The sequence below is a fragment of the Micromonospora sp. bgisy143 genome (assembly GCF_057708145.1).
Genome location: NZ_JBYIRN010000001.1, coordinates 199,706 through 218,785, shown reverse-complemented (window position 1 = coordinate 218,785; position 19,080 = coordinate 199,706). Strand labels below are relative to the sequence as shown.

The 19,080-nt window shown below is 66.9% G+C and carries 19 protein-coding genes, 1 tRNA gene and 1 pseudogene; 13 read left to right on the top strand and 8 right to left on the bottom strand.

Annotated features, from left to right (window positions below):
* Positions 1–120 precede the first annotated feature (120 nt).
* Genes AC3EN4_RS01100 through AC3EN4_RS01085 form a run of 4 tightly spaced genes read right to left on the bottom strand, consistent with a single transcriptional unit; the run spans position 121 to position 3,905 of the window.
* Complete coding sequence (locus AC3EN4_RS01100; RefSeq protein WP_435204089.1) at positions 121–774, bottom strand: N-acetyltransferase; 654 nt, start codon at positions 772–774, stop codon at positions 121–123.
* 24 nt (positions 775–798) lie between these two features.
* A complete protein-coding gene (locus tag AC3EN4_RS01095) occupies positions 799–1,479 on the bottom strand; it encodes a GOLPH3/VPS74 family protein (protein ID WP_435204088.1) in 681 nt (226 codons plus the stop codon).
* Positions 1,480–1,488: 9 nt separating this feature from the next.
* Positions 1,489–2,493 carry an acetamidase/formamidase family protein gene (locus AC3EN4_RS01090; RefSeq protein ID WP_435204087.1) on the bottom strand — a complete coding sequence of 335 codons (1,005 nt, stop codon included), beginning with the start codon at positions 2,491–2,493 and terminating at the stop codon, positions 1,489–1,491.
* A gap of 5 nt (positions 2,494–2,498) precedes the next feature.
* Complete coding sequence (locus tag AC3EN4_RS01085) at positions 2,499–3,905, bottom strand: APC family permease (RefSeq protein WP_435204086.1); 1,407 nt, start codon at positions 3,903–3,905, stop codon at positions 2,499–2,501.
* A 375-nt stretch (positions 3,906–4,280) separates the two neighbouring features.
* Between AC3EN4_RS01085 and AC3EN4_RS01080 the strand changes: the two genes are divergently transcribed.
* Both AC3EN4_RS01080 and AC3EN4_RS01075 read left to right on the top strand, forming a co-directional pair.
* Positions 4,281–5,750 carry a helix-turn-helix domain-containing protein gene (locus tag AC3EN4_RS01080; protein WP_435204085.1) on the top strand — a complete coding sequence of 490 codons (1,470 nt, stop codon included), beginning with the start codon at positions 4,281–4,283 and terminating at the stop codon, positions 5,748–5,750.
* Positions 5,751–5,763: 13 nt separating this feature from the next.
* On the top strand, positions 5,764–6,396 hold the full coding sequence (locus AC3EN4_RS01075) for a 2'-5' RNA ligase family protein (RefSeq protein WP_435204084.1): 633 nt from the start codon (positions 5,764–5,766) through the stop codon (positions 6,394–6,396).
* A 170-nt stretch (positions 6,397–6,566) separates the two neighbouring features.
* On the opposite strand, the gene AC3EN4_RS01070 is transcribed toward AC3EN4_RS01075, so the two are convergent.
* Positions 6,567–6,710, bottom strand: a complete 144-nt coding sequence (locus tag AC3EN4_RS01070; RefSeq protein ID WP_435204083.1) for a hypothetical protein — start codon at positions 6,708–6,710, stop codon at positions 6,567–6,569.
* Between the two features lie 61 nt (positions 6,711–6,771).
* Between AC3EN4_RS01070 and AC3EN4_RS01065 the strand changes: the two genes are divergently transcribed.
* The 8 genes and pseudogenes from AC3EN4_RS01065 to AC3EN4_RS01030 all read left to right on the top strand — a co-directional run bounded on the left by AC3EN4_RS01065 (position 6,772) and on the right by AC3EN4_RS01030 (position 11,943).
* A complete protein-coding gene (locus AC3EN4_RS01065) occupies positions 6,772–7,083 on the top strand; it encodes a hypothetical protein (protein ID WP_435204082.1) in 312 nt (103 codons plus the stop codon).
* Positions 7,084–7,171: 88 nt separating this feature from the next.
* Positions 7,172–8,083, top strand: a complete 912-nt coding sequence (locus AC3EN4_RS01060) for a phosphotransferase (protein ID WP_435204081.1) — start codon at positions 7,172–7,174, stop codon at positions 8,081–8,083.
* 286 nt (positions 8,084–8,369) lie between these two features.
* The gene (locus tag AC3EN4_RS01055; RefSeq protein WP_435204080.1) at positions 8,370–8,897 is read left to right on the top strand and encodes a DUF6244 family protein; all 528 of its coding nucleotides are present in this window, start codon (positions 8,370–8,372) and stop codon (positions 8,895–8,897) included.
* A 170-nt stretch (positions 8,898–9,067) separates the two neighbouring features.
* Complete coding sequence (locus AC3EN4_RS01050; protein WP_435204382.1) at positions 9,068–9,490, top strand: CdiA C-terminal domain-containing protein; 423 nt, start codon at positions 9,068–9,070, stop codon at positions 9,488–9,490.
* 15 nt (positions 9,491–9,505) lie between these two features.
* A complete protein-coding gene (locus tag AC3EN4_RS01045) occupies positions 9,506–9,946 on the top strand; it encodes a SitI3 family protein (RefSeq protein WP_435204079.1) in 441 nt (146 codons plus the stop codon).
* 399 nt (positions 9,947–10,345) lie between these two features.
* Positions 10,346–10,634, top strand: a pseudogene (locus AC3EN4_RS01040) (CdiA C-terminal domain-containing protein); the annotation flags it as partial.
* A 13-nt stretch (positions 10,635–10,647) separates the two neighbouring features.
* The gene (locus AC3EN4_RS01035) at positions 10,648–11,097 is read left to right on the top strand and encodes a SitI3 family protein (protein WP_435204078.1); all 450 of its coding nucleotides are present in this window, start codon (positions 10,648–10,650) and stop codon (positions 11,095–11,097) included.
* Between the two features lie 288 nt (positions 11,098–11,385).
* The gene (locus AC3EN4_RS01030; RefSeq protein ID WP_435204077.1) at positions 11,386–11,943 is read left to right on the top strand and encodes a hypothetical protein; all 558 of its coding nucleotides are present in this window, start codon (positions 11,386–11,388) and stop codon (positions 11,941–11,943) included.
* Positions 11,944–13,231: 1,288 nt separating this feature from the next.
* Here AC3EN4_RS01030 and AC3EN4_RS01025 read toward each other — a convergent pair.
* On the bottom strand, positions 13,232–13,951 hold the full coding sequence (locus tag AC3EN4_RS01025) for a hypothetical protein (RefSeq protein WP_435204076.1): 720 nt from the start codon (positions 13,949–13,951) through the stop codon (positions 13,232–13,234).
* Between the two features lie 698 nt (positions 13,952–14,649).
* On the opposite strand from AC3EN4_RS01025, the gene AC3EN4_RS01020 reads away from it, so the two are divergent.
* The 3 genes from AC3EN4_RS01020 to AC3EN4_RS01010 all read left to right on the top strand — a co-directional run bounded on the left by AC3EN4_RS01020 (position 14,650) and on the right by AC3EN4_RS01010 (position 17,750).
* Positions 14,650–14,722 (top strand) — tRNA-Arg (locus AC3EN4_RS01020).
* 380 nt (positions 14,723–15,102) lie between these two features.
* Entirely contained in the window at positions 15,103–15,552 is a 450-nt protein-coding gene (locus AC3EN4_RS01015) for a hypothetical protein (RefSeq protein ID WP_435204075.1), read from the top strand.
* 95 nt (positions 15,553–15,647) lie between these two features.
* Positions 15,648–17,750 carry a tetratricopeptide repeat protein gene (locus tag AC3EN4_RS01010; protein ID WP_435204074.1) on the top strand — a complete coding sequence of 701 codons (2,103 nt, stop codon included), beginning with the start codon at positions 15,648–15,650 and terminating at the stop codon, positions 17,748–17,750.
* Between the two features lie 67 nt (positions 17,751–17,817).
* On the opposite strand, the gene AC3EN4_RS01005 is transcribed toward AC3EN4_RS01010, so the two are convergent.
* Both AC3EN4_RS01005 and AC3EN4_RS01000 read right to left on the bottom strand, forming a co-directional pair.
* A complete protein-coding gene (locus AC3EN4_RS01005; RefSeq protein ID WP_435204073.1) occupies positions 17,818–18,582 on the bottom strand; it encodes an alpha/beta fold hydrolase in 765 nt (254 codons plus the stop codon).
* A gap of 72 nt (positions 18,583–18,654) precedes the next feature.
* Positions 18,655–19,035 (bottom strand): VOC family protein, encoded by a 381-nt coding sequence (locus tag AC3EN4_RS01000; RefSeq protein WP_435204072.1) that lies wholly within the window; start codon positions 19,033–19,035, stop codon positions 18,655–18,657.
* Positions 19,036–19,080: the final 45 nt, after the last annotated feature.

The following is a 19,080-nucleotide window of genomic DNA, read 5'->3' as shown; positions in this document are numbered from 1 at the left end:
TTCCTTCCTGGCACTGAGCAGTCGGTGGCGACGGCAGTGCTGGCGTTGTGAAGGTGAGGGCGCTGACGAGTCCGGCGAGTGCAGGGAAGGCGATGATCTGTCCGTTGGGGGGTGGGCGGGTTAGGCGTGCTGGTCCTGCCAGCGGTCACCGACCGGGCGCGCTGCATTGATCGGCATTGGGCTGCTGGCGTGGTGGGGGTTGCGGCGCATAGGTCGCAGGCTCGGCCCGTTCGGCACAGTGAGGGGCGGGCGGAGCGTGTACCCATAGCGGGCGAGCAGGTGCTCCGGTTCTGCGGGAACGGCGGTCCAGGAGGGCAGGCCGATGCGGTCGAGGCGGGCGCGGTGATGGCTGAGCAGGGCGCTGCCGCAGCCGGCCTTCTGCCGCGTTGGGGTTACGGCGAGGAGCGCCAGGTGGCAGTGCGGTTCGGTGGGCTGCTGCTGTGCGATCAGGCCCTCAAGGGCGCTGAAGCGCTCAGCGTGTGCTCCGGCGGCCTTCACGAGGCGGGCCGGGTAGTTGGCCGGTGGCGGGATCGGTCGGTAGCGGTGAAAGCCGACGATGGCGGCGGTGAGGTCGTCGGTGAGGTGTACGTCGCCGAAGAACATCGCGTGCTCCACCCACACCGCGACGACGTCGGTCATCACCTGGCGGCGCTGCGCCGCGTCCGGTACCAGCCAGGCACCGAGCGGGCTGGGGTGCAGGGCATCGGTGATCAACGCGGCGACGGCCTGTCTGTCTTTCCAGCGGGCGGCGCGAATACGGACGCTTGAGTCCACAGCGTTGTCGTCTCTCTCTGCGGTCTATCGGTAGGTGGCGGTGGCGAGGTCACCGATCGCGGCGTCGACGGCGGCGGTGATTTCCCGGATGGGGCGGTGGTGTTGGGCGGCGATGGTCTTCAGGTGGGCGGTGAGGGTGGCGGCGTCGTCGTCGAGGTAGAGGTGGTCAGCGAGTCCGAGGACGGCGACGAGTCCGGCGAGCGCGGCGGTGTGGTTGTCCGGTTGTTCACGGCCGGCGGCGAGGTAGCGCAGGCGGGCGCGGGCGATGACGGCCCATTTGGTGTCGGTGGCGAGGTAGGCGTCGGCGCGGACCAGGCCGCCGAGGCGGCGGCGGGCGGTGTGGCGCAGGATGCCGGCGGCGACGAGTCCGGCGCGGGTGCGCTCGTACAGGTCGTCGGCGAAGCTACGCAGGAACGCCTTCACGGTCGGGGCGGTCCGGGAGTGATGGATCGCGGCGAGGGCGGTGTCGGCGATCAGGTCACCGACTGCCTGGTCGGAGTTCAGGCGTAGCCACCGGTCTGCGGCCGGATGGTCGCCGTAGGAGTCGAGGGTGATCCGTCCGGCGAGGAACAGGTCGATCAGCACTGCGCCGGCCATGCCGAGGGCCAAGGCTTGGCGGTGCAGGTGCGGCTGGCCGGTGTCGTCGTGGTGCCCGAGCAGGAACAGCTCGTCGCGCAGCGACAGCTGAGGTATCGACGCCGTCATCCCATTCCCCTATTCCTGAACTGCGGCAATGTCCCGCAGCCGTGCGTGCACGTCGCGGTAGGCAGCCTGCGGCTGCGGGAGCAGGGCTTTGTCGATGGCCGCCAGAACGGTGTAGTTGGGGTCGCAGACGTTGCCGATGGGCGCCCGCCCGGCCTGCGAGATGAGCTGATAGGCGTCCAGGGTCTGCAGGCCGCACAAGTCGACGGTCCAGGCGGTGAGGTCCTGGTGGGCCATGCGGTAGGCGTCCTCCAGGGGACGGGCGCAGCCGACCGACATGATGGTCGTGTCAGTTTCCAAGCGCGGCCAGGCGGTAGCGGCGCCCTTGACGACTTCGACGGCGAGGGTGGTGACGGTGGCGATCTCCACGCCGACGCCGCAGGCTTCGCCGTGGCCCTGGCGGGCGTGTCCGTCGCCGAGGGCGAGCATCGCCCCGTGCACGTTCACCCCGAGATACAGGGTGGTCCCGGCGCGCAGTTCCGGGGTGTCGAGGTTCCCGCCGTAGTAGTCCGGGACGATCGTGGACCGGGACTCCATGCCACCTGGGGCGACGCCGATGGTGCCGATCATGGGATCCAGCGGCAGCTCGACGGTGTGCTCGCTGGCGGTGGCCCGGTAGCGGACGACGCCCGCGTGCCGGTCGATGTCGTACACCCATACCCGCTCATCCAGCGGCGGCTGCAACGTGGCTGTGTGCGAGGTCGACGTGAGTGCCCCGAAGTACGGGAAGGTCGCCGATACTCCCCAGTCGCTGGCCGGTTCGATCGACAGGAGGTGCACGGCGAGGGTGTCGCCGGGCTCGGCGTCCTCGACGAAGAACGGCCCCGACACCGGGTTCAGGTACGGCATCTGGCACACCTGCGACGGCAGGTCCGCCGGTCCTCGCACGAGACCGCCGAAGCAGTCCTGCGTGTGCACCGTGAAGACGTCGCCGGAGCGGACGTGGGCCACCGGGAGACGGCCGCCGAAGGTGTAGGCCAACTCGTCACGAGCAGGCCGGTAAGTGAATTGACTCATGGAGATCACACCCGCTCCATGTCACGCCGGGCGGCCTGGGTGGGGGCCAGGCCGGACAGCACCGGCCTGCGGCCGGTCAGGTAGAGGCCGGCCAGGACCAGCACGCCGAGGCCCAGCCAGGCCAGGCCGAGGCGCTGGGCGGCGATGTTGGCGTTCACCACCACGTAGGCGAGGATCACGAACCCGGCGGCGGGCATGAGCAGGTGCGCGAACCAGTTGCCGCTGCGACGGCGGATCAGGTGGTGCACGACCACGGAGACGTGCGGGACCAGGAACGCCACCATCGCCCCAAAGTTGATCAGCGACGACAACAGCGTGATCCCATCCGCCCGCGTCGCCATGTACAGGCCCAGGGCGAGGGACACGACGCCGGTGAGCAGGGTCGCGTTGATCGGTACGCTGCGGCGCACCGACACCTTCGCCAGGAAAGCGGGGAGCTGCCGATCACGGGCCATCGCGTACAGCAGCCGGGACGTAGCGACCTGCGCAACCATCGAGTTCGGCAAACCCCAAGCGATCGCGGTCGCCACTGCGCACACCGTCGCTAGCCAGCTTCCGCCGGCCACCGCGGCGGCGTCGTAGAAGGCGGTGCCGTTCACGTCGCCCTCGGCCAGCAGCCCGCCGGGGTTGGGCACGAGCATCGCCGCCAGCCATGTCTGCGCGATGAACAGCACCCCCGCCAGGACGAGCACGGCCGCCATCGCCCGGCCGATCTGCCGGGCGCCGTCACGGGTCTCCTCCGCCAACATGGAGATGCCGTCGAAGCCCAGGAACGACAGCACCGCGATTGACACCGCCCCCGCCACGAGGGACCAGGTGAAGGTGTCGGCGTTGTAGAACGCATCCCAGCTGAACCGGCCCCTACCCGTCACGAGGGCCCAACCGGCGACGACCAGGAACACCGCCAAGACGATCAGCTCACCGACGAGCATCACCCGAGTGACCACCGCCGTCATGCGGATGCCGACCGAGTTGACGACGGTGTTGACCGCGACGAACCCGAGCAGCCACAGCCACACCGGCACCGCCGGCACCGTGGAGTGCATCGCCACCGACGCCACCAGGTACAGCAGTCCGGGAACGAGCACGTAGTCGAGGAGGATCACCCAGCCGGCGAGGAACCCGACCGGCGGGCTGATGCCTCGACCTGCGTAGTTGTAGACGCTGCCTGACATCGGGAACGCCTTTACCATCTGCGAGTACGAGAACGCGGTGAAGACCAGGGCCACCACACCGATGGCGTAGGCGAGGGCCACCATGCCGCCGGAGCCCGCATAGACGCTGCCGAAGATCGCCATCGGCGCGATCGGCACCATGTACACCAAGCCGTACGCCAACAGGTCCCGAAACCGCAGCTGGCGGCTGAGTTCCTGCCGATAGCCGTAGCGGGCCAGATCGTTCGAGGTTGTCATCGGTAATCCTCACGAGGATGAGAAGCGCGAGCAGGGCGCGGAGAGACGCCTGCCGGTTGGTCGTCAACGACCCGGCGGCGACGGGCATCCGCGGTTGACGTTGCTGTGGCAGCCACTCCATTCGTCACCGGCGGTGGCTACATCCGGACCGACGGTGATCCGGCTCGGCAAGCTTGCCAAGTGCATCCACATGAATGGATCCCCAGCGGTGGTGAGATTTTTCCCCACCCGCGCACGCTCACGACCTGCAGATACTTTGATCAATTAGCGGCGAGCTACCCACTCCGGGGCCGCTGGCCTCGCCGCGCCCCGTACCGATCCCGACGAGAGGGGCGATACCGTGCGACAGGAAGCCGCACGTAGGAGGTGACCGCGATGGCAAGAACGACGGGCACCAAGGCGCAGCGTGATCACGTACGCCAGACACTGGCCGGTTTCGGAGTGACCCCGGCCACCATCGCCGCCGAGCTGCAGCGCCGCTTCGGGCTGCGCCCCCGGGATGCCTTCCGCCAGGCCCATGGTTGGACCCAGGACGCGGTAGCCGAGAGACTGAACGCCAAGGGAAACGGTTCGGCGACGTTCACCGGGGCGCGGATCAGCGACTACGAGCGGTGGCCCTTCGGCGGTCGTCGGCCCACCTTGGCCGCCTTGAACGCACTGGCGCAGGTCTTCGGCACCGAACCCAGCAGTCTGGTCGATCTCGACGACCTGACCGCTATGCCGGAAGCAGACCGAGCGGCGCTGAGCGGCAGGAACGCCGCCCCGATGCCTGCACCATCGGTCGGATCCTCAGCACCGCCTGGCGCGATGGCCGAGCCTCTGCGGTGGGACCTCGGCGCTCTGCAGGACGAGACGGAACTGGTGATAGCAGTGGCAGAACGCACGGCGAGCTTCGGCACATGGGCGCAAGCCTCCAACGTTGGGCCATTCACCCTCGACGATGTCGCTGCCTCCACCCGCAGGATCGCCGTCGACTACCTGACCGAGCCGCCCGTCGTCGTCTACGCGCGGGCCGGGCTCCTGGCCGACCGCGTATTCCGCCTTCTGCAGACCGGGCGTCAGAACCCTGATCAGTCTCGGGAGCTCTACACCTGGGCGGGCTACCTATGCACACTGCTCGCCTGGATGGCCGGCGATCTTGGACACCCGGCCGCAGCCGAGTCCCAGGCACGCACCGCCTGGATGTGCGCCGAGACCGTCCGCGACAACACCCTCCGCGCCTGGGTTCTCTCCACGATCAGCAAGACCCACCTGTGGGAGCGGCGGTTCGAAGACGCGGCCAACGCCGCCGGGCGCGGCTACGGCCATGCCGCCGAGGGCAGCGCGGCGGTCATGCTGGCGTGCCAGGAAGCGGACGCGTGGGCGGAGATCGGCGCCGTCGAGCCAGCGCGGGCAGCACTGCAACGCGCCGAAGAGGCCCGCCAACAGGCAAGCCGCGACCCGGTGGGTGGCCTTCTCGCCTGCGGCACGGTGCGCCAACACAACTACGCTGGTTCAGTACTGCTCCGCATCGGCGAGGCCGCCAACGCCATCGAGCATGCCGAGCACGCCCTGACGGAAGCCGCCGCGGACCCCTCGGTCGCCTACGGCACGCTCGCCCAGATCCGCATTTGGGCCGCCGCGGCACATCTCAAATCCGGCAGCCTCGACGGCGCGGTCTCGGTCCTGTCACCGGTGCTCGCTCTGCCACCCGAACAGCGGCTCGACCCGTTGGTGCACCGCCTGCGTGGCGTCGGGCGCAACATCGCCGGCAACCCGTCACTGCGCGCGAGCATCGAGGCCCGCAATGTCCAAGCAGCCATCACCGAGTTCTGCGCCACCGGCGCCGCCCGGCAACTTCCCTGAACCTGGAGAACCCATGGCAGTCCCGCACGCCACCGATATCCGTGATCACTGGTACTGGCGACCGGGTTGGGGCATCGGCTCCCGCTTCTACACCTGGCACATCACCTTTGACGGGCAGCCCGAAGTCGAGAAGCTCGCTGACCAGTACCGGTCCCTGCTGTCCTCGCAGCCCAGCCTCGACGTCATTCCGAACCGATGGCTTCACCTCACCATGCAGGGCATCGGCTTCGTCCAAGACGTCGCCACCGACGACGTCGACGCCATCGTGGCCGCCGCCACCGACCGGTGCTCGCGCCTGTCACCCTTCAAGCTCACCATCGGCACCCCCCACGTCGATCCCGAGTCCATCCAGATCGCTGTCGACCCGATCGAGCCCGTGCGGCAAGTACGCGCCGCCATCCGTGCCGCCATCGCCGACGTCTGGGGGCAGGACCGCGTACCGGAGGCCGCCGAGCCCTACAACCCTCACCTCAGTCTGGCCTATACCAACACCGACGGTCCTGCGGCGCCGCTCGTCGAGGCACTCTCCACTGCCCCGAAGATCAGCGCGGACGCGCTGATCACCTCGTGCCAGCTCATCGTCCTCAACCGCGACGAGGGCATGTACGTGTGGGAACCGTACGCCACCGTAGAACTCGGTTCCTGAATCATTTTCTACGTCCGCCAGGCCACCTCGTAGTGGTGATCGTTCCAACCCATGTCTCCTGGCTCCGCACCTCTTGGCGGGCGGCAGGAGTCGCCGCCTGCGATGGCTGCTCACTCGGCCGGCGATCCGTGAAGGTGCCTGCGCCCGCTCCGACGGGGAGCGGGCGCAGGTCACGCGGCGCGTGGCGGTGCGGGTTGGTGCAAGCGGAGCAGGCGGGCGAGGGTGGCGGCTTGGTCGACGGTGGGGAGGCCGGCTGCGGCGGCCATAGCTTGGATCTCGGTCTCGGCGGCGGGGTCGGTCAGGTAGCGGGCCATCAACAGCGTCCCGGGGAGAGGATTCGGGGACCGAAGTGCGGGATCTCGTTGAGCACGGCCCGTGGCTGGTGCGCGCGCTGGCATCGTCCTGGACTTCGGACTGCTGGGCGTCTGGATCGGCGCGGGCACCATGCGGGACCTGGTCTGGAGCGAGCGCTACGGCTGCGGATTCGACCCCTCGCTGGTTCGGAACCTCAACGTCATCTTCCTCGACCCGACGCCTTCAGCCCTCACCGAACAGATGTGGTGTGGCTGGCCCGCCCGCACGCCCAAGGCGCAGCACTCCCGGCTGTACATCGCCGTCATGTATTGGCACTCGTTGGCGCGCATGACGGCCGGTCATGCGCTCAGCGACCAGTACTTTCAACGCTGAGTCGCAGAAATCGCCGCGGTCTGGCACGGGGAACGCTCCGAGACCGGCCTTCGCCAGCGGATCATCGACTCGATCAAGGAGACCGCCGATGTCGCACACGCCGCCTGATCTGCCTGGCTCAGCAGCCACGATCGGGCTGAGCATCGACACGGTGCTACGGCGCACGGACAAGACCCTGCTGGCACGAGGCTCATTCCGCGGCGAACCGGCAGCGGTGAAATATCTGATCGACCCGGATCCGTTCTGGGCGGCCAGGTGGCGGCACGAGCTGGACCTGTACGAGGTCTTCGGTGACGCCACCGCCCCTGTCCGCGTTCCTCGGCTGCTCCATACCGACCGCGACCGGCTGCTGGTCCTGGAATGGGTCGACGCATCGCCTGTCGCGGTCGAACGCTACCCCGAGCGAGAGCTCGATACCCGGCAGGTCGATGCCATCCTGGACAGCATCACCGCGTTGAACGAGTGGACCTACCCCGCCGCCCGGTTCTCGCCCACCTTCGACTACTCCGAGCGCGTGGCTCGGTACCAGGCCAAGGGATACCTCACTGAGGGCCAGCGAGAAGCTCTGGACCGCCTGCTGGCCCGCTGCGGCGCGCCGGCACAGCTCAATCACGGCGACCCGCTGGCCAGCAACATCCTCCTCGGTGCCGGCCTCTCCGACAGCGATGACGAGGCCGGAACCACGGCGGTGCTGGTCGACTGGGAATTCACCGGGCTGTTCCTTCCGGGCTTCGACCTTGCGATGCTCCACACCCAAGTTGGCGCCAGTACGCCAGTGATCCGCGAGCGTATCGAGGCGATCGTGAGTGAGACGGGCATCGAGGCCGCATTCGCGCTCAACCTCGCTGTGGTCCTGACCCGCGAGCTGCGCCTGCACCACGAACTGCCCGAGGACGACCCGACCCGGACGCGGTGTCTGCCGATCATCGAGGCCGCCTGGACCTCGGCCAGCACCCGCCTACAACGGATCGCCGCCGCGAGGCCAGCATGGCCCAAGTAGCCCTGGTCCACCGGGACCTCTACGCAGTGAGCCGCAGCGGCATCTGCACCCTCTACCGCACCCTGGCCCGCCAGCTGACCGACCGGAGTGGCCCCATCTTCTGACCGCTCCGTGGATGCTCACCGATGACGGCTCCACCGGAAAACTGCACCTCGGCCACTATGCCGGCAGCATCGCCAACCGGGTAAAGCTGCACCGGAGTCAACCACGTCGGGCTGACCACCGACGCGATTGCACTACGGGTAAGTGATCCAGCAACATCATCGCCGATAGGAGACCGCTCCACGTGTCGAACATCGAGAAGGTAGACGCCGAGCTGCGTGCCCTAACAGCCGGCGTCGACAGAGCTCGCGGCCTCACCGCCGCAGCCGGCACCCAGGCGCAGGAGGTCGGGGTTCGTGCCGCAGGCGCTGGCTTCGCCGCGGTGGCTGCCGGCATGGCGCGGGTCCACAGCGCGATCGGTGAGATCCAGGCTGGTCTGGGCCGCCTTTCCGCGTCGATCGAGGAGGCGGCGCAGTCCACTGCGGAGGTGCCCCGTCAGGGCACGCCGCAGGAGACGATCTCCGGGCTCGCGCCGGTGCGCAGCGCGGTGGACGGCGCCCGCGACGCGGCGACCGCAGTGATCAGTCAGGCCGGCGCGGCGCAGCAACTCGTCACGGCCGTCCTCCTCGGCGGGCAGCCGGGACCCCTGTTGCAGGCCTTGGACGGCGTCAAGCAGGTCATGGTGCTCATCGTGCAACGTACCGGCACCGCCCGGCAGTTCGTCGACGCGGCAGCCGCCGAAGCACGACAGCTGGGATCAGCGGGAAATTGACGAGGGCTGGCGGTCGCTCGCCGGCCAGCCCTTCCCTCGACACCGATGGCAGTACGGCCGCAACCACACCCGCCAAGGAAGCCGCCGATCTCCCCGGATCGGCCTTCACCCGTTGGAGCAGGCCACCCACAGGCGTTCCCGGCGGCTCACCAACCGGACCACGAACCAGGATCCCACCGCGCGAGGACGAAGCGGTACGGCGCTCACTGGAGTTGGAGAACGAGTGCGCCGACACCCTCGCCCACGACGGCTACCGCGTGCACCAAAACCCGACACGGCGGGAGATCGCCGATGCACGCCAGAGCACCGGCGACGTGGGCAAGCCCGACAAGGAACCCGACTACCTCGTCGAGGGCCACGTCTTCGACTGCTATTCACCCACCCCCGGCAAGGCGGTACGCGGGGTATGGACGGAAGTGTCGCAGAAGGTGGCCAGGCAGCAGACCCAGCGGGTGGTGTTGAACCTGCAGGACTGGCGCGGTGACATCGCCGCCCTGCAGAAGCAGTTCGACGACTGGCCGGTCCCGCAGCTCAAGGAACTGGCAGCGGTGACCCGAAGCGGTGCGATCATTCAGATCGTCCGACGAGACTGAGAAGGCAGGCAGCACGTGGGCATCGAGTACCGACTGACCCTGGCCGGCGACATTCCGCTGGAGGACCTGGCTCCCCTCGTCGCCCCACACGGCGTCGAGGAGTCGACACAGCGCGGCTACCCCCGGCTGCTCAGCGCCGACCTCCGGGAGGAACTCGGCTACACGGTCACCATCTACGCAGGCAGCAACGGCTACTTCGACGCCGAAGCCGACGGCGGCGCCCGATGGGAATGGGAACCCGACACGTACACCAACATCGCTTTCGACCTGCGAAAGAACGACCCACCCGACGACGTGGTCCCCAGCATGGTGTCGGCGGTCGGCCGAGTTCTCGCCGGCCGGCAGGAGGATGCCGCACTCGTGCTCAACGGCAACTGGCTCCTTCTCACGCGAGTCGCGGGAGAACTACGCGAACACCGGCCCTCGTGGTGGGACACGTACGGCGTTGGGAGATGATTGTGCGCTAAGCCGGTCCACGGCGGACACCACCCGTCGGCTATTCCTGCCGGCCCTGGCAGTAGGCAGCGACGAGGGCACCGGGCCCTGACGATTTCGGGTGTACGCGGAAGGGTGGGGTGCCGCCTCCGGCCGGTGGCCTAGGCTGTGGCCAGTTCGCCCGCGTACCCGACGGTGTCGGTCGACGTCCCGGTCGGCACGCTGCGACGCCGGCGGATCCGCGCCCGCCTGCGCTGAGTCTTTCTTTCTGCGACCGGCGGATCGAGCCGCGGTCGTCGTCGGTCGTCCTCGGTCCGCCCACATCCTCGACCGGGTCCGGGCGGCGGATCCGAGCGAGAGCGACGTACCGAACGGATCTTCAGAAACTACTGACCGACCGCTGGTACCAGCGCTCCGATGACCGGGGATTCTGGGAGGCCGGAGAAGGCACCCGACTTCCTCATCGAGGGGCACGTCTTCGTCTGCTATGCGCCCACTGCCCCCTGTGCCGGCCCGCGCCGTCCGCGGGCGCGGTGTCCAGGAAGGTCGAAACGGAGCAGACCCAACGCGTCATGTTGAACCTCCACGACTGGAGCGGAGACCTCGCCGCCCTGCCCGAGAAGTTCCACGACTGGCCCATCACAGGGCTGAAGGAACTGGCGGCGTAACGCGCGACGGTGCGATTATTCAGATCACCCGACGAGACTAATGTAGGGGCACAGATGGCTGTCGAATACCGGCTGACGCTGGCGGGCGACATCCCACTGGAGCAGGTGGCGGAATTGGCTGCTCCCAAAGCTGTCGAGGCGTCCACGGCGCCCGGCGGCAGGAGGCTCAGCGCTGAGCTGAACGACGAGCACGGGTACGTCGTGGACATTACCGGCGGCCGGCACGGCTACTGCAGCGCCGAGGACGACGATGGCGCTCTGTGGGAATGGGAGCCAGAGACCTACGTCGACATCAGCTTCTACATGCGCAAGGACACCCTGGCCGGCAAGGGCAAACCCCACATGCTGGCGACCGTGGGCAGGATCCTCACCGGCAGGGCCGAGGATGCGGCTCTGACCCTCAACGGCGACGTGCTCATGCTCACGCGCGTCGCGGGGACAATCCAGAAGCACAACACCGACGGCTGGTACGACGAGGATTACGACAGGATCCTTCACCTCTGAAGCGTCTATGAATCGGTGCGGCGCGAATGTGTTCTGGCTCGCCACCGGGCACCGCGTCGTCGACGGCAGCACCGCGCGTAACCGCGACGCAACTCGGGTTGGTAATGCCGATCTCGGTAGGTAACGCTGCGTAACAGGATGACCGTCCGACGAAACGCCGTCGGCTTCCGGGTCTGCCGGTGAGAGTGCGCGTCATGCCGCAGGGTAACGATTCCGCTACGCAATTCCGTTGACCTGCTATTGGATACTGGTGTGGTGACGGATTCCGAGTTGGCGAGCGTCAGGTCCGTGTCGCTGCCGCAGGATGTTCAGGACCGGCTACGGGTAAAAGGTCCAGAGTTTGGTCGATACGCCCTGATCTTGCCTGTTCAGACGAGGAACGGCAGGACCTACTACCTAGCCGACGATGTCGAGGCGCTGCGAGCAGCGCGAACAGCCGGTCTCGAAGCCGAGTACCTGGTAAACCAAGCGGAGCGCCGCTACCTTAACGAGTTCGCTACCGGCTGGGAACTTGAGCTGGCGCTCGCGGTTGCCCAGAATCTCGCCGCGAATGGCATCGGTGCCGTGATCGGGTATGTCTGGGCACGAGTGCGGTTCTCGATTAAGAGGGGCCATCACCCTGGGCCGGAGACGGAGGTTCCAGTTCGACTTAAGATTGCACAGGTTGAACGCGACGAGCAAGGTGCCATCAAGATCGAGGGAATCGAGATCAACGGAACTGCGGAAGGCGCCACGGCGCTGCTTGGGCAGATTCTCGTCGGCCCGGTGACGACGACGATGGGCCTTGCCAGCAGGCCCGTCGACCAACCGGTGGACGACCAGGGCGAGGATTCAACCGCGCCGTGACGGCGTCGCAAGGCTTGCGGATACGAGGCCTGGCTGCACGATCTAACGTGCCACTCCCGCCTCCGGCCGGACCGGCGAGAACCGAATTCTGCATTATTGAGGGGATGCGGGCGCTCAACGCCGGCCGCCGCAAATACGGCCAGGCGCTCATCGGCGTTGGTGCACACCTCCCACGGTCCCTCGCTGATCTACCGCCCAACTACCCTCTTCATGAGCAGTCCTCCGAGCAATGGTCCCGTCGGCTCGGGCGTACCCGCGTGCGAGCATGGTTCAGACTCCGAAATCAGCTAGATGATCTCGATGATGCTGCTCGGACTCTCGGAGTCCGCCGTCTCGGGCTCGCCTGGGCGGGGACGGAGAGTGCAGCGCGCTCCGCTTTAGGAGCTGCCGTGGCGGCCTTTAACTGGCTCGATGACGTCGCGCAAGACCTTGACGAGAGAATTCCAATCGACGTCGATAGTTTCTCTTACGCGACCGGTATTCGTGGGTGGGGCCTGGTATCAAGCGGCACGCTGCTAGATCAGGCTCACGAGCTAGCACACCTTGCTGGTGAACTTGTCGGAGGCATTTTTGGCTGTCGCCTCGTCCATGACGGCGAGGGATGGATCAAGCGATGCCCCCTTTCGTTGATGCATATCCGACTTGGCAACAGCCCGGGAATGACAGTCCGGTACTCCTGCTGGGTTTGCGGACAGGACCCTGCGGAATGCAACCACGAACTTGGTCAGTCTTATGATGCTGTTGCTGTCCCTTCGAATGGGGAGTGTAGTATCTGCCGCTTCGTGGATAGTGGTAGCTGCGAGCACGTTGCCGGGCAGGTGTACCACGTACGCGCTGGGCGATCGGTTGTGGAGGCCGACCTCCATGAGGTCTCCCTCGTGCGGCGCCCACGTGATCCCCTTGCACGAATCGAGAGCATCAGCTGCGACGATGGACGGATGAGTAGGCGTTTCGGCTTTGTTCCGTCACCCGACAGCGTGCTGCTTTGCCATGACTGTATGTATCCATGCTCGGGATTGAGCGGCAGAGCCTATTCGCTGAGGAGAGAGACAATGAGTAGGTGCTAACCCTTCGCGGTCACCTGACTGGACTAGATGCATAATCTTCTCTAGTGCGAGGAATCTGCCGGAGAAATTCAGGTATCTGCGATGCCCGAGTAGCCGTTTATTGCGAGCGGCGCGCCCCGACCCGCATGCCGCCAGCCGGGGTTCCAGGCACCATCACAAAGCCGCATGATCGCATCAGGTCACATGATTAGGAGCACTGACCTGCTGAAAATACTGCGCCCTTACTGAGACGTGCCGCTCGACCGACTCGCGCTTGTCGCTGCACCCGAAGTAAGCATCTCTTTCTCGAAGGTAATGAAGGCCTTGGTCATAACTACCAACATTTTGGCCTCGGCCTCTGTGACTGTAGGGGTATCCAACTGACCATGCCCAGCCAGTGGCTCCTTATTCCGGCGCTTATATATCTCGTGTATGTAGTCAAGCACTGGAGGTGGCAGAGTGGAAGACTTTCGGTAGCCGTCGATGAATGCACCAAGAGTTTTATCACGAACGCCCGGCGTTCCCACTACTTCTTTGGCGAGCGTCTCGAAGATATTGGAGCTCGCATGAAGCACGCCTGACCAGTCCCTCTTCTCTGCCGCCGAGTTCATACGCCCAAGCAAGACGCGAATGTTCGGGTGGCTAACCGAGTCTGCCCGCGCTTCCAGGTCGGTTAAAGGTATGATGCGCACGGCCACCGTGGAGCCTTTATGTGCGTACGAGAAAGACGCGTTGCCTTCCATTAGGAGTGCGTTTGCGTCTTCCAGCTTGATCCAACCATCTTCGATCAACTCACCTAGGAGTTCAACGAACTCAACGGTCCCCAGGCGCCGGAAGCATGCATTCCACTCGCCATGGTGCCATGCGGATGCGAGCGCAATCCCGTCCTCTACGTCAAAGCTCTCCAGCACATATGGGTAAAGGCCCGCCAGGGCACGTGCTCGATTGATGATGTCGTTCATCCAGAGAGTTGGTTCATCATCGCCGCCGATAAGTCGACCTCTGCGCAGTAGACGCGAAAGCTTCACTTTTAAAGCGTCGGATATGACTTCGAACTCTAGCTCGCTCGCCTCCTGAGGTGTCAACACTAGAGGCAGAACCATATCACTCCTTAGTGCTATTGGGTTGCGCCGACTCTATCGCAAACGTATATGAGCAACCGCTCGCAAGCTAGCGTGATGGCCACAAGGCATCCAGGCTCCGGCTAGCCGGCGGCCAGCCCGGTCGGCGCACTAATCTGCCACGTTAGCGCGCGTTTACGTCTGCGATAGGTAACCGAGCGTAGCTGGACGGAGTACTCCGTCTGAGTGACGAGGGGGCACTCGGCCCGGCCACCCTGGGCTCTGTCGTCATGTGGATCTGTGTACGTAACGGTACGACCTGTGCGCCGACAGCGGGCGGGCCCGCACCGTCGAGGGTGACCTGGGTAGCCGCACATGATTTTCGTTGATGTGCGCGGTGTGTGCTCTCCAGCGGATGTCAACCCGGGTGAACCGGTGCCAACGCGGTCACCGCCGCCGACCCCCGGTCGCAAACCGGGGTTCGTGTGCTCGAGCTGTGGTCCTGGGCTGGGCGAACGACGGTCCGGGTGACGCGGGCGAACGTGGGCCACTCCCTGCCACCCCAGGTGAACCCCAAGGTCGCTAGACTGTCCCCTCGCGCCCTCGTAGCTCAGGGGATAGAGCATCGGTTTCCTAAACCGTGTGTCGCAGGTTCGAATCCTGCCGGGGGCACCTCAATACGCAGCCGAAACGCCACCTGAACTGGCAATACCCATGCCGGTCAGCGGTACGCCACCGGAAGTCGCCGTTGTCGCTGACCGCCGTGCCCGGCACGGCGGTCAACGGCACCGTTCAGCTGCACCCGCCGCAGCCTCCAGCTGAGGCGTGCGGGCAGGGCGGCTGCCACGGCATGGATCAAGGATTCCAAGCTGACAGTGCCCGCTCAAGAGGAGCGAGGCTGCGGAGCGTCAGCGACTCAGCGCACAGTGTGATGCTGGTCTGAGTGGTTCGCTACTGCTGCACGGCCGGGGCGTCGGGTTGCCGACATCGGACCGGGGCGGGTGGGAACTGTGCTTATGGTCCGGTGGCCGACGATCCACGAGGAGGACCGGTTGGAAGCGGAGTTGGTGGCGCTGGCCGCGAGCGCGGCGACGTCGGTTGCCAACGCGATGGCGACGGACGCGTGGCAGTCCATCCGGGGGCGGATCGCGCAGCTGTTGGGACGTGGTGACACGCGTTCCGAGCGGGTGGCGTTGGAGACGTTGGATGAAGACGCGGTGCTGTTGGCGGCAGGGGCGGTTGAGACGCGGCGGGAGGTGACGGCGGCGTGGACGGTACGGCTTCGGGACCTGTTGCGCGCTGATCCGAGCCTGGCAGCCGGGCTTCGGGAGCTGGTCGCCGAGGTTGACGCATCGACAGGTTCCGCGTCGGCGTCCGGACATGGGGTAGCGGCTGGACGGGACATGACGATCGAGGCCAGCCATGGTGGTGTTGCGGCCGGCACGATTCATGGTTCGGTGAATCCGCCGGGCCCTTCGCTGCCGGGGACGGATCGGGCCTGACTGTCCCCGGGCTTCTCCCCGGGCCCCGACAGCCGGTGTCGGTGGGCGCTCATTCTGCGGTGGTAGCCACCGAGGGTGGGATTGCGGTCGGCGGAGTGTTCTACCAGCAGCGGCGGGTCGCGGGACATCCGGTACGGCTGGATCCCCGCCCGGCGCGGATAGCCGGCCGCGAGGAGCTGCTGAACCAGATCGCCGACCGGCTGACAGTCGGATCGCAGCCGGTGGTGGTGGCGTTGTCCGCCCTGGGTGGGGTGGGAAAGACGACAGCGGCCGTGGAGTTCGCGCATCGTCATCTCGACCGTTACGAGGTGGTGTGGATGTTCCACGCCGAGGACCCGACAGCCCTGGTGCAGCAGTTCCACGACCTGACCCAGCTGCTGGACCCCGCGGACCTGTTGGACCAATCTGATCCCGTGACGCGGTTGCACGCGGCGTTGGCGGGCCGGGACCGGCCGTGGCTACTGGTGCTGGACAATATCCGCGACTACGCCATGGCCCGGAGGTGGCTTCCGCCGCGCGGCAACGGGCATGTCCTGGTGACCACGCAGGACGGACACTGGCCTGCCGAGCAGACCGTGCCGATCGGACCGCTGTCCGTCGAGGCCGCCGCCGGGTTCCTCCTCAGCTGTGCTGGTGAATACGACGAGGAGTCCGCCCGGAAGATCGCCACAGAGTTGGGGTCGTTGCCGCTGGCGTTGGCGCAAGCCGGCGCCTACGTGCAGACCACCGGACGCAGCCTGGCCGAGTACCTGACGCTGCTGCACACCAATCGAATGCAGCTCCTGCGCCGGGGCGCTCCGAGCAGTCACCAGGCCCCGGTGACCGCAACGTGGTCCGTCGCCCTGACCGAGTTGGCCGACACCAGCCCCGACTCGATCACTCTGTTGCGGTTGTTGTCGCATCTGGCTCCAGAAGACATCCCCCATCGACTACTACTGGCCACCGGAACACCGCTACCTCCTGACGTGCACCCGGAGGTTGCGCACGCGACAGATCGGTTGCGAAGCGATCAGTTCGCCCTCGATGACGCTGTCGCTGGGCTTCGGCGACACAGCCTCATCGGGCCGCCCGCCGAGGTGGTCACCGTGCACCGCCTCGTGCAGCACATCACCCTCGAACAGATCGACCCCGACCAGCGTCAGGGATGGCAGACGGCAGCTACCGCGCTGGTCGAAGCAGCAATACCCGCCGACACCAGCAGGCGGGAAGCATGGCCTATCTGCGCTCAGCTGCTGCCGCACGCCTTGGCACTGCTTGACCCGATCGGTGTCCCGATCTGGCGGCTCGCGAGGTCGTTCGGTCATGCCGGTGACTACCCCACCTCGGTGGCGGTATGGAGCATCCTCGCTGAAGCGCACACCACCCAACTCGGACCAGAACACCCGGACACGCTGTCTGCGCGACACGAGCTCGCGTCCTGGACGGGGGATGCGGGGGATGCGGTGGCGGCGCGGGATCTGTACGCGCAGCTGCTGCCGGTGCGCCAGCGGGTGTCGGGTGTGGAACATCCGGATACCCTGTCCGCCCGAGCCAACCTCGCCTATTGGACGGGAGAGGCGGGGGATGCGGTGGCGGCGCGGGACCTGTACGCGCAGCTGCTGCCGGTGCAGGATCGAGTGTCGGGTGTGGAGCACCCGGACACGTTGACCGCCCGAGCCAACCTCGCCTATTGGACGGGGAAGGCGGGGGACGCGGTGGCGGCGCGGGACCTGTACGCGCAGCTGCTGCCGGTGCGCCAGCGGGTGTCGGGGGCAGATCACCCGGACACGTTGTCCGCCCGAGCGAACCTCGCCTATTGGACGGGGAAGGCGGGGGATGTGGTAGCGGCGCGCGACTTGTTCGCGCAGCTGCTGCCGGTGCAGGATCGGGTGTCGGGGGTTGAGCACCCAGACACACTGTCCATCGGGGACAACCTTGCCTACTGGACGGGGAAGGCGGGGGATGCGGTGACGGCGCGCGACCTGTTCGGGCAGCTGCTGCCGGTGCGGGAGCGGGTTTTGGGGGCGGAGCACCCGAACACATTGGCGACCCGGGCCAACCTCGCCTACTGGACGGGGATGGCGGGGGATGCGGTGGCGGCGCGGGACCTGTTCGGGGAGCTGCTGCCCGTGCGGGAGCGGGTGTCGGGGGCAAAGCATCCGGACACACTGTCCACCCGCGCCAATTTCGACTACTGGCGAAACCAGGCGGACCGATAGAGGCAGGGAAAGGCACCGCTCGTATTGGGATCGCGCCAGGACCAGGCCGTACGAGAAGGTCCCTGACTCAGTCGGATCCGGACAGGAACGCACGAACGGTGGCGGCGAACTGTGCTTGAGCGTCGTGATGCACCACGTGACCGGCGGGCAGCTCGACCAGGCGAGCCTGGCCGGCGCGACGGGCGATCATCTCGCGAGCGTGGCCGGCCGCCAATTCATCGCTGCGCGTTCCACGGATCAGGAGAGTCGGGCAGCTCACCGAAACCCAGTCCGTCCAGTGGTCACCGCAGAGTGCCTTCTGGGACGCCACCGTGTCGTCGATGTCGAACGAGAAGCCCCAGCCGTCCTCGGACTGGCGGAAGGAACACTCCAGGTAGGGCGCCGCCGCACCCAGGGCCGCGGCCAACGCGTCCCGCGACGGCGCGTGGCGGGGAAGGCTGGTCGTGAACGACCAGTCAACGTCCACGACCGCGCCGATGTCCTCGACGATCAGCGCGGCGACCTGGTCCGCGTACCGCCCGGCGTACTGGTAGGCGTTCACGCCGCCGAGCGAGTGGCCCAGCACCGCCACCGGGCCGACCTCCACATGCTGGTGGAACGCGGCGACATCGGCAACGTAGTCGTCACGCTCATAGCTTCCGGTACGGTCCGATGCTCCGTGGCCGCGCTGATCGAGCGCGATCACCCGCCACGCCGGCGCCAACGCCTCGGCCAGTGGTGCGAATGCCGACGCCTCGTTGTAGTGCCCGTGCAGGGCCAGGAGCGGGGCGCCCGATCCACCGAAGTCCAGATAGGAAAGCCTTCGGCCCTTGACCTCGAAGAACCCGCGCATGATCGGCGATCCTAGCCCGGTCGTTGTCGCCGGTCGGGCAGCGCTGAGCGGACGGCGCTGGGCGGGCGGCCGTCAGAGGGGGTCGAGGCGACGCCGGAGCAGGCAGAACTCGTTGCCTTCCGGATCGGCGAGGACGTGCCAGGACGCGTCCGCAGGCTGGCCGATGTCGATCTGCCGCGCCCCGGCGGCCAGCAGGCGCTCGAGTTCGGCGGCCTGGTCGCGGTCGGTCGGGTTGACGTCGATGTGCAGCCGGGCAGGGCCGTTCTTCGGCGCGTCGTCGCGGATGAGGAAGATCGTCGGCTGTGGGCCGCCGAACCCTTCGCGTGGGCCTACCTCGATGTAGACCCCCTCTTCGCGGTCGAGCTCCACGAAGTCGAGGACCTCGCACCAGAACCGCGCCAGCACCTCGAGATCGCGGCACTTGAGCACGAGCTCACCGATACGGCATGCCATTGACGGAACCTACTTCCAGCAGGAGACCCGCCGGGGCGACCCCCA

Bases quoted from the DNA above. Each gene is read 5' to 3' on its own strand.
- AC3EN4_RS01060 (WP_435204081.1), top strand. From the start codon at position 7,172: ATGTCGCACACGCCGCCTGATCTGCCTGGCTCAGCAGCCACGATCGGG.
- AC3EN4_RS01075 (WP_435204084.1), top strand. From the start codon at position 5,764: ATGGCAGTCCCGCACGCCACCGATATCCGTGATCACTGGTACTGGCGA.
- AC3EN4_RS01085 (WP_435204086.1), bottom strand. From the start codon at position 3,905: ATGACAACCTCGAACGATCTGGCCCGCTACGGCTATCGGCAGGAACTC.
- AC3EN4_RS01035 (WP_435204078.1), top strand. From the start codon at position 10,648: ATGGCTGTCGAATACCGGCTGACGCTGGCGGGCGACATCCCACTGGAG.
- AC3EN4_RS01095 (WP_435204088.1), bottom strand. From the start codon at position 1,479: ATGACGGCGTCGATACCTCAGCTGTCGCTGCGCGACGAGCTGTTCCTG.
- AC3EN4_RS01000 (WP_435204072.1), bottom strand. From the start codon at position 19,035: ATGGCATGCCGTATCGGTGAGCTCGTGCTCAAGTGCCGCGATCTCGAG.
- AC3EN4_RS01005 (WP_435204073.1), bottom strand. From the start codon at position 18,582: ATGCGCGGGTTCTTCGAGGTCAAGGGCCGAAGGCTTTCCTATCTGGAC.
- AC3EN4_RS01080 (WP_435204085.1), top strand. From the start codon at position 4,281: ATGGCAAGAACGACGGGCACCAAGGCGCAGCGTGATCACGTACGCCAG.
- AC3EN4_RS01090 (WP_435204087.1), bottom strand. From the start codon at position 2,493: ATGAGTCAATTCACTTACCGGCCTGCTCGTGACGAGTTGGCCTACACC.
- AC3EN4_RS01025 (WP_435204076.1), bottom strand. From the start codon at position 13,951: ATGAACGACATCATCAATCGAGCACGTGCCCTGGCGGGCCTTTACCCA.
- AC3EN4_RS01070 (WP_435204083.1), bottom strand. From the start codon at position 6,710: ATGGCCCGCTACCTGACCGACCCCGCCGCCGAGACCGAGATCCAAGCT.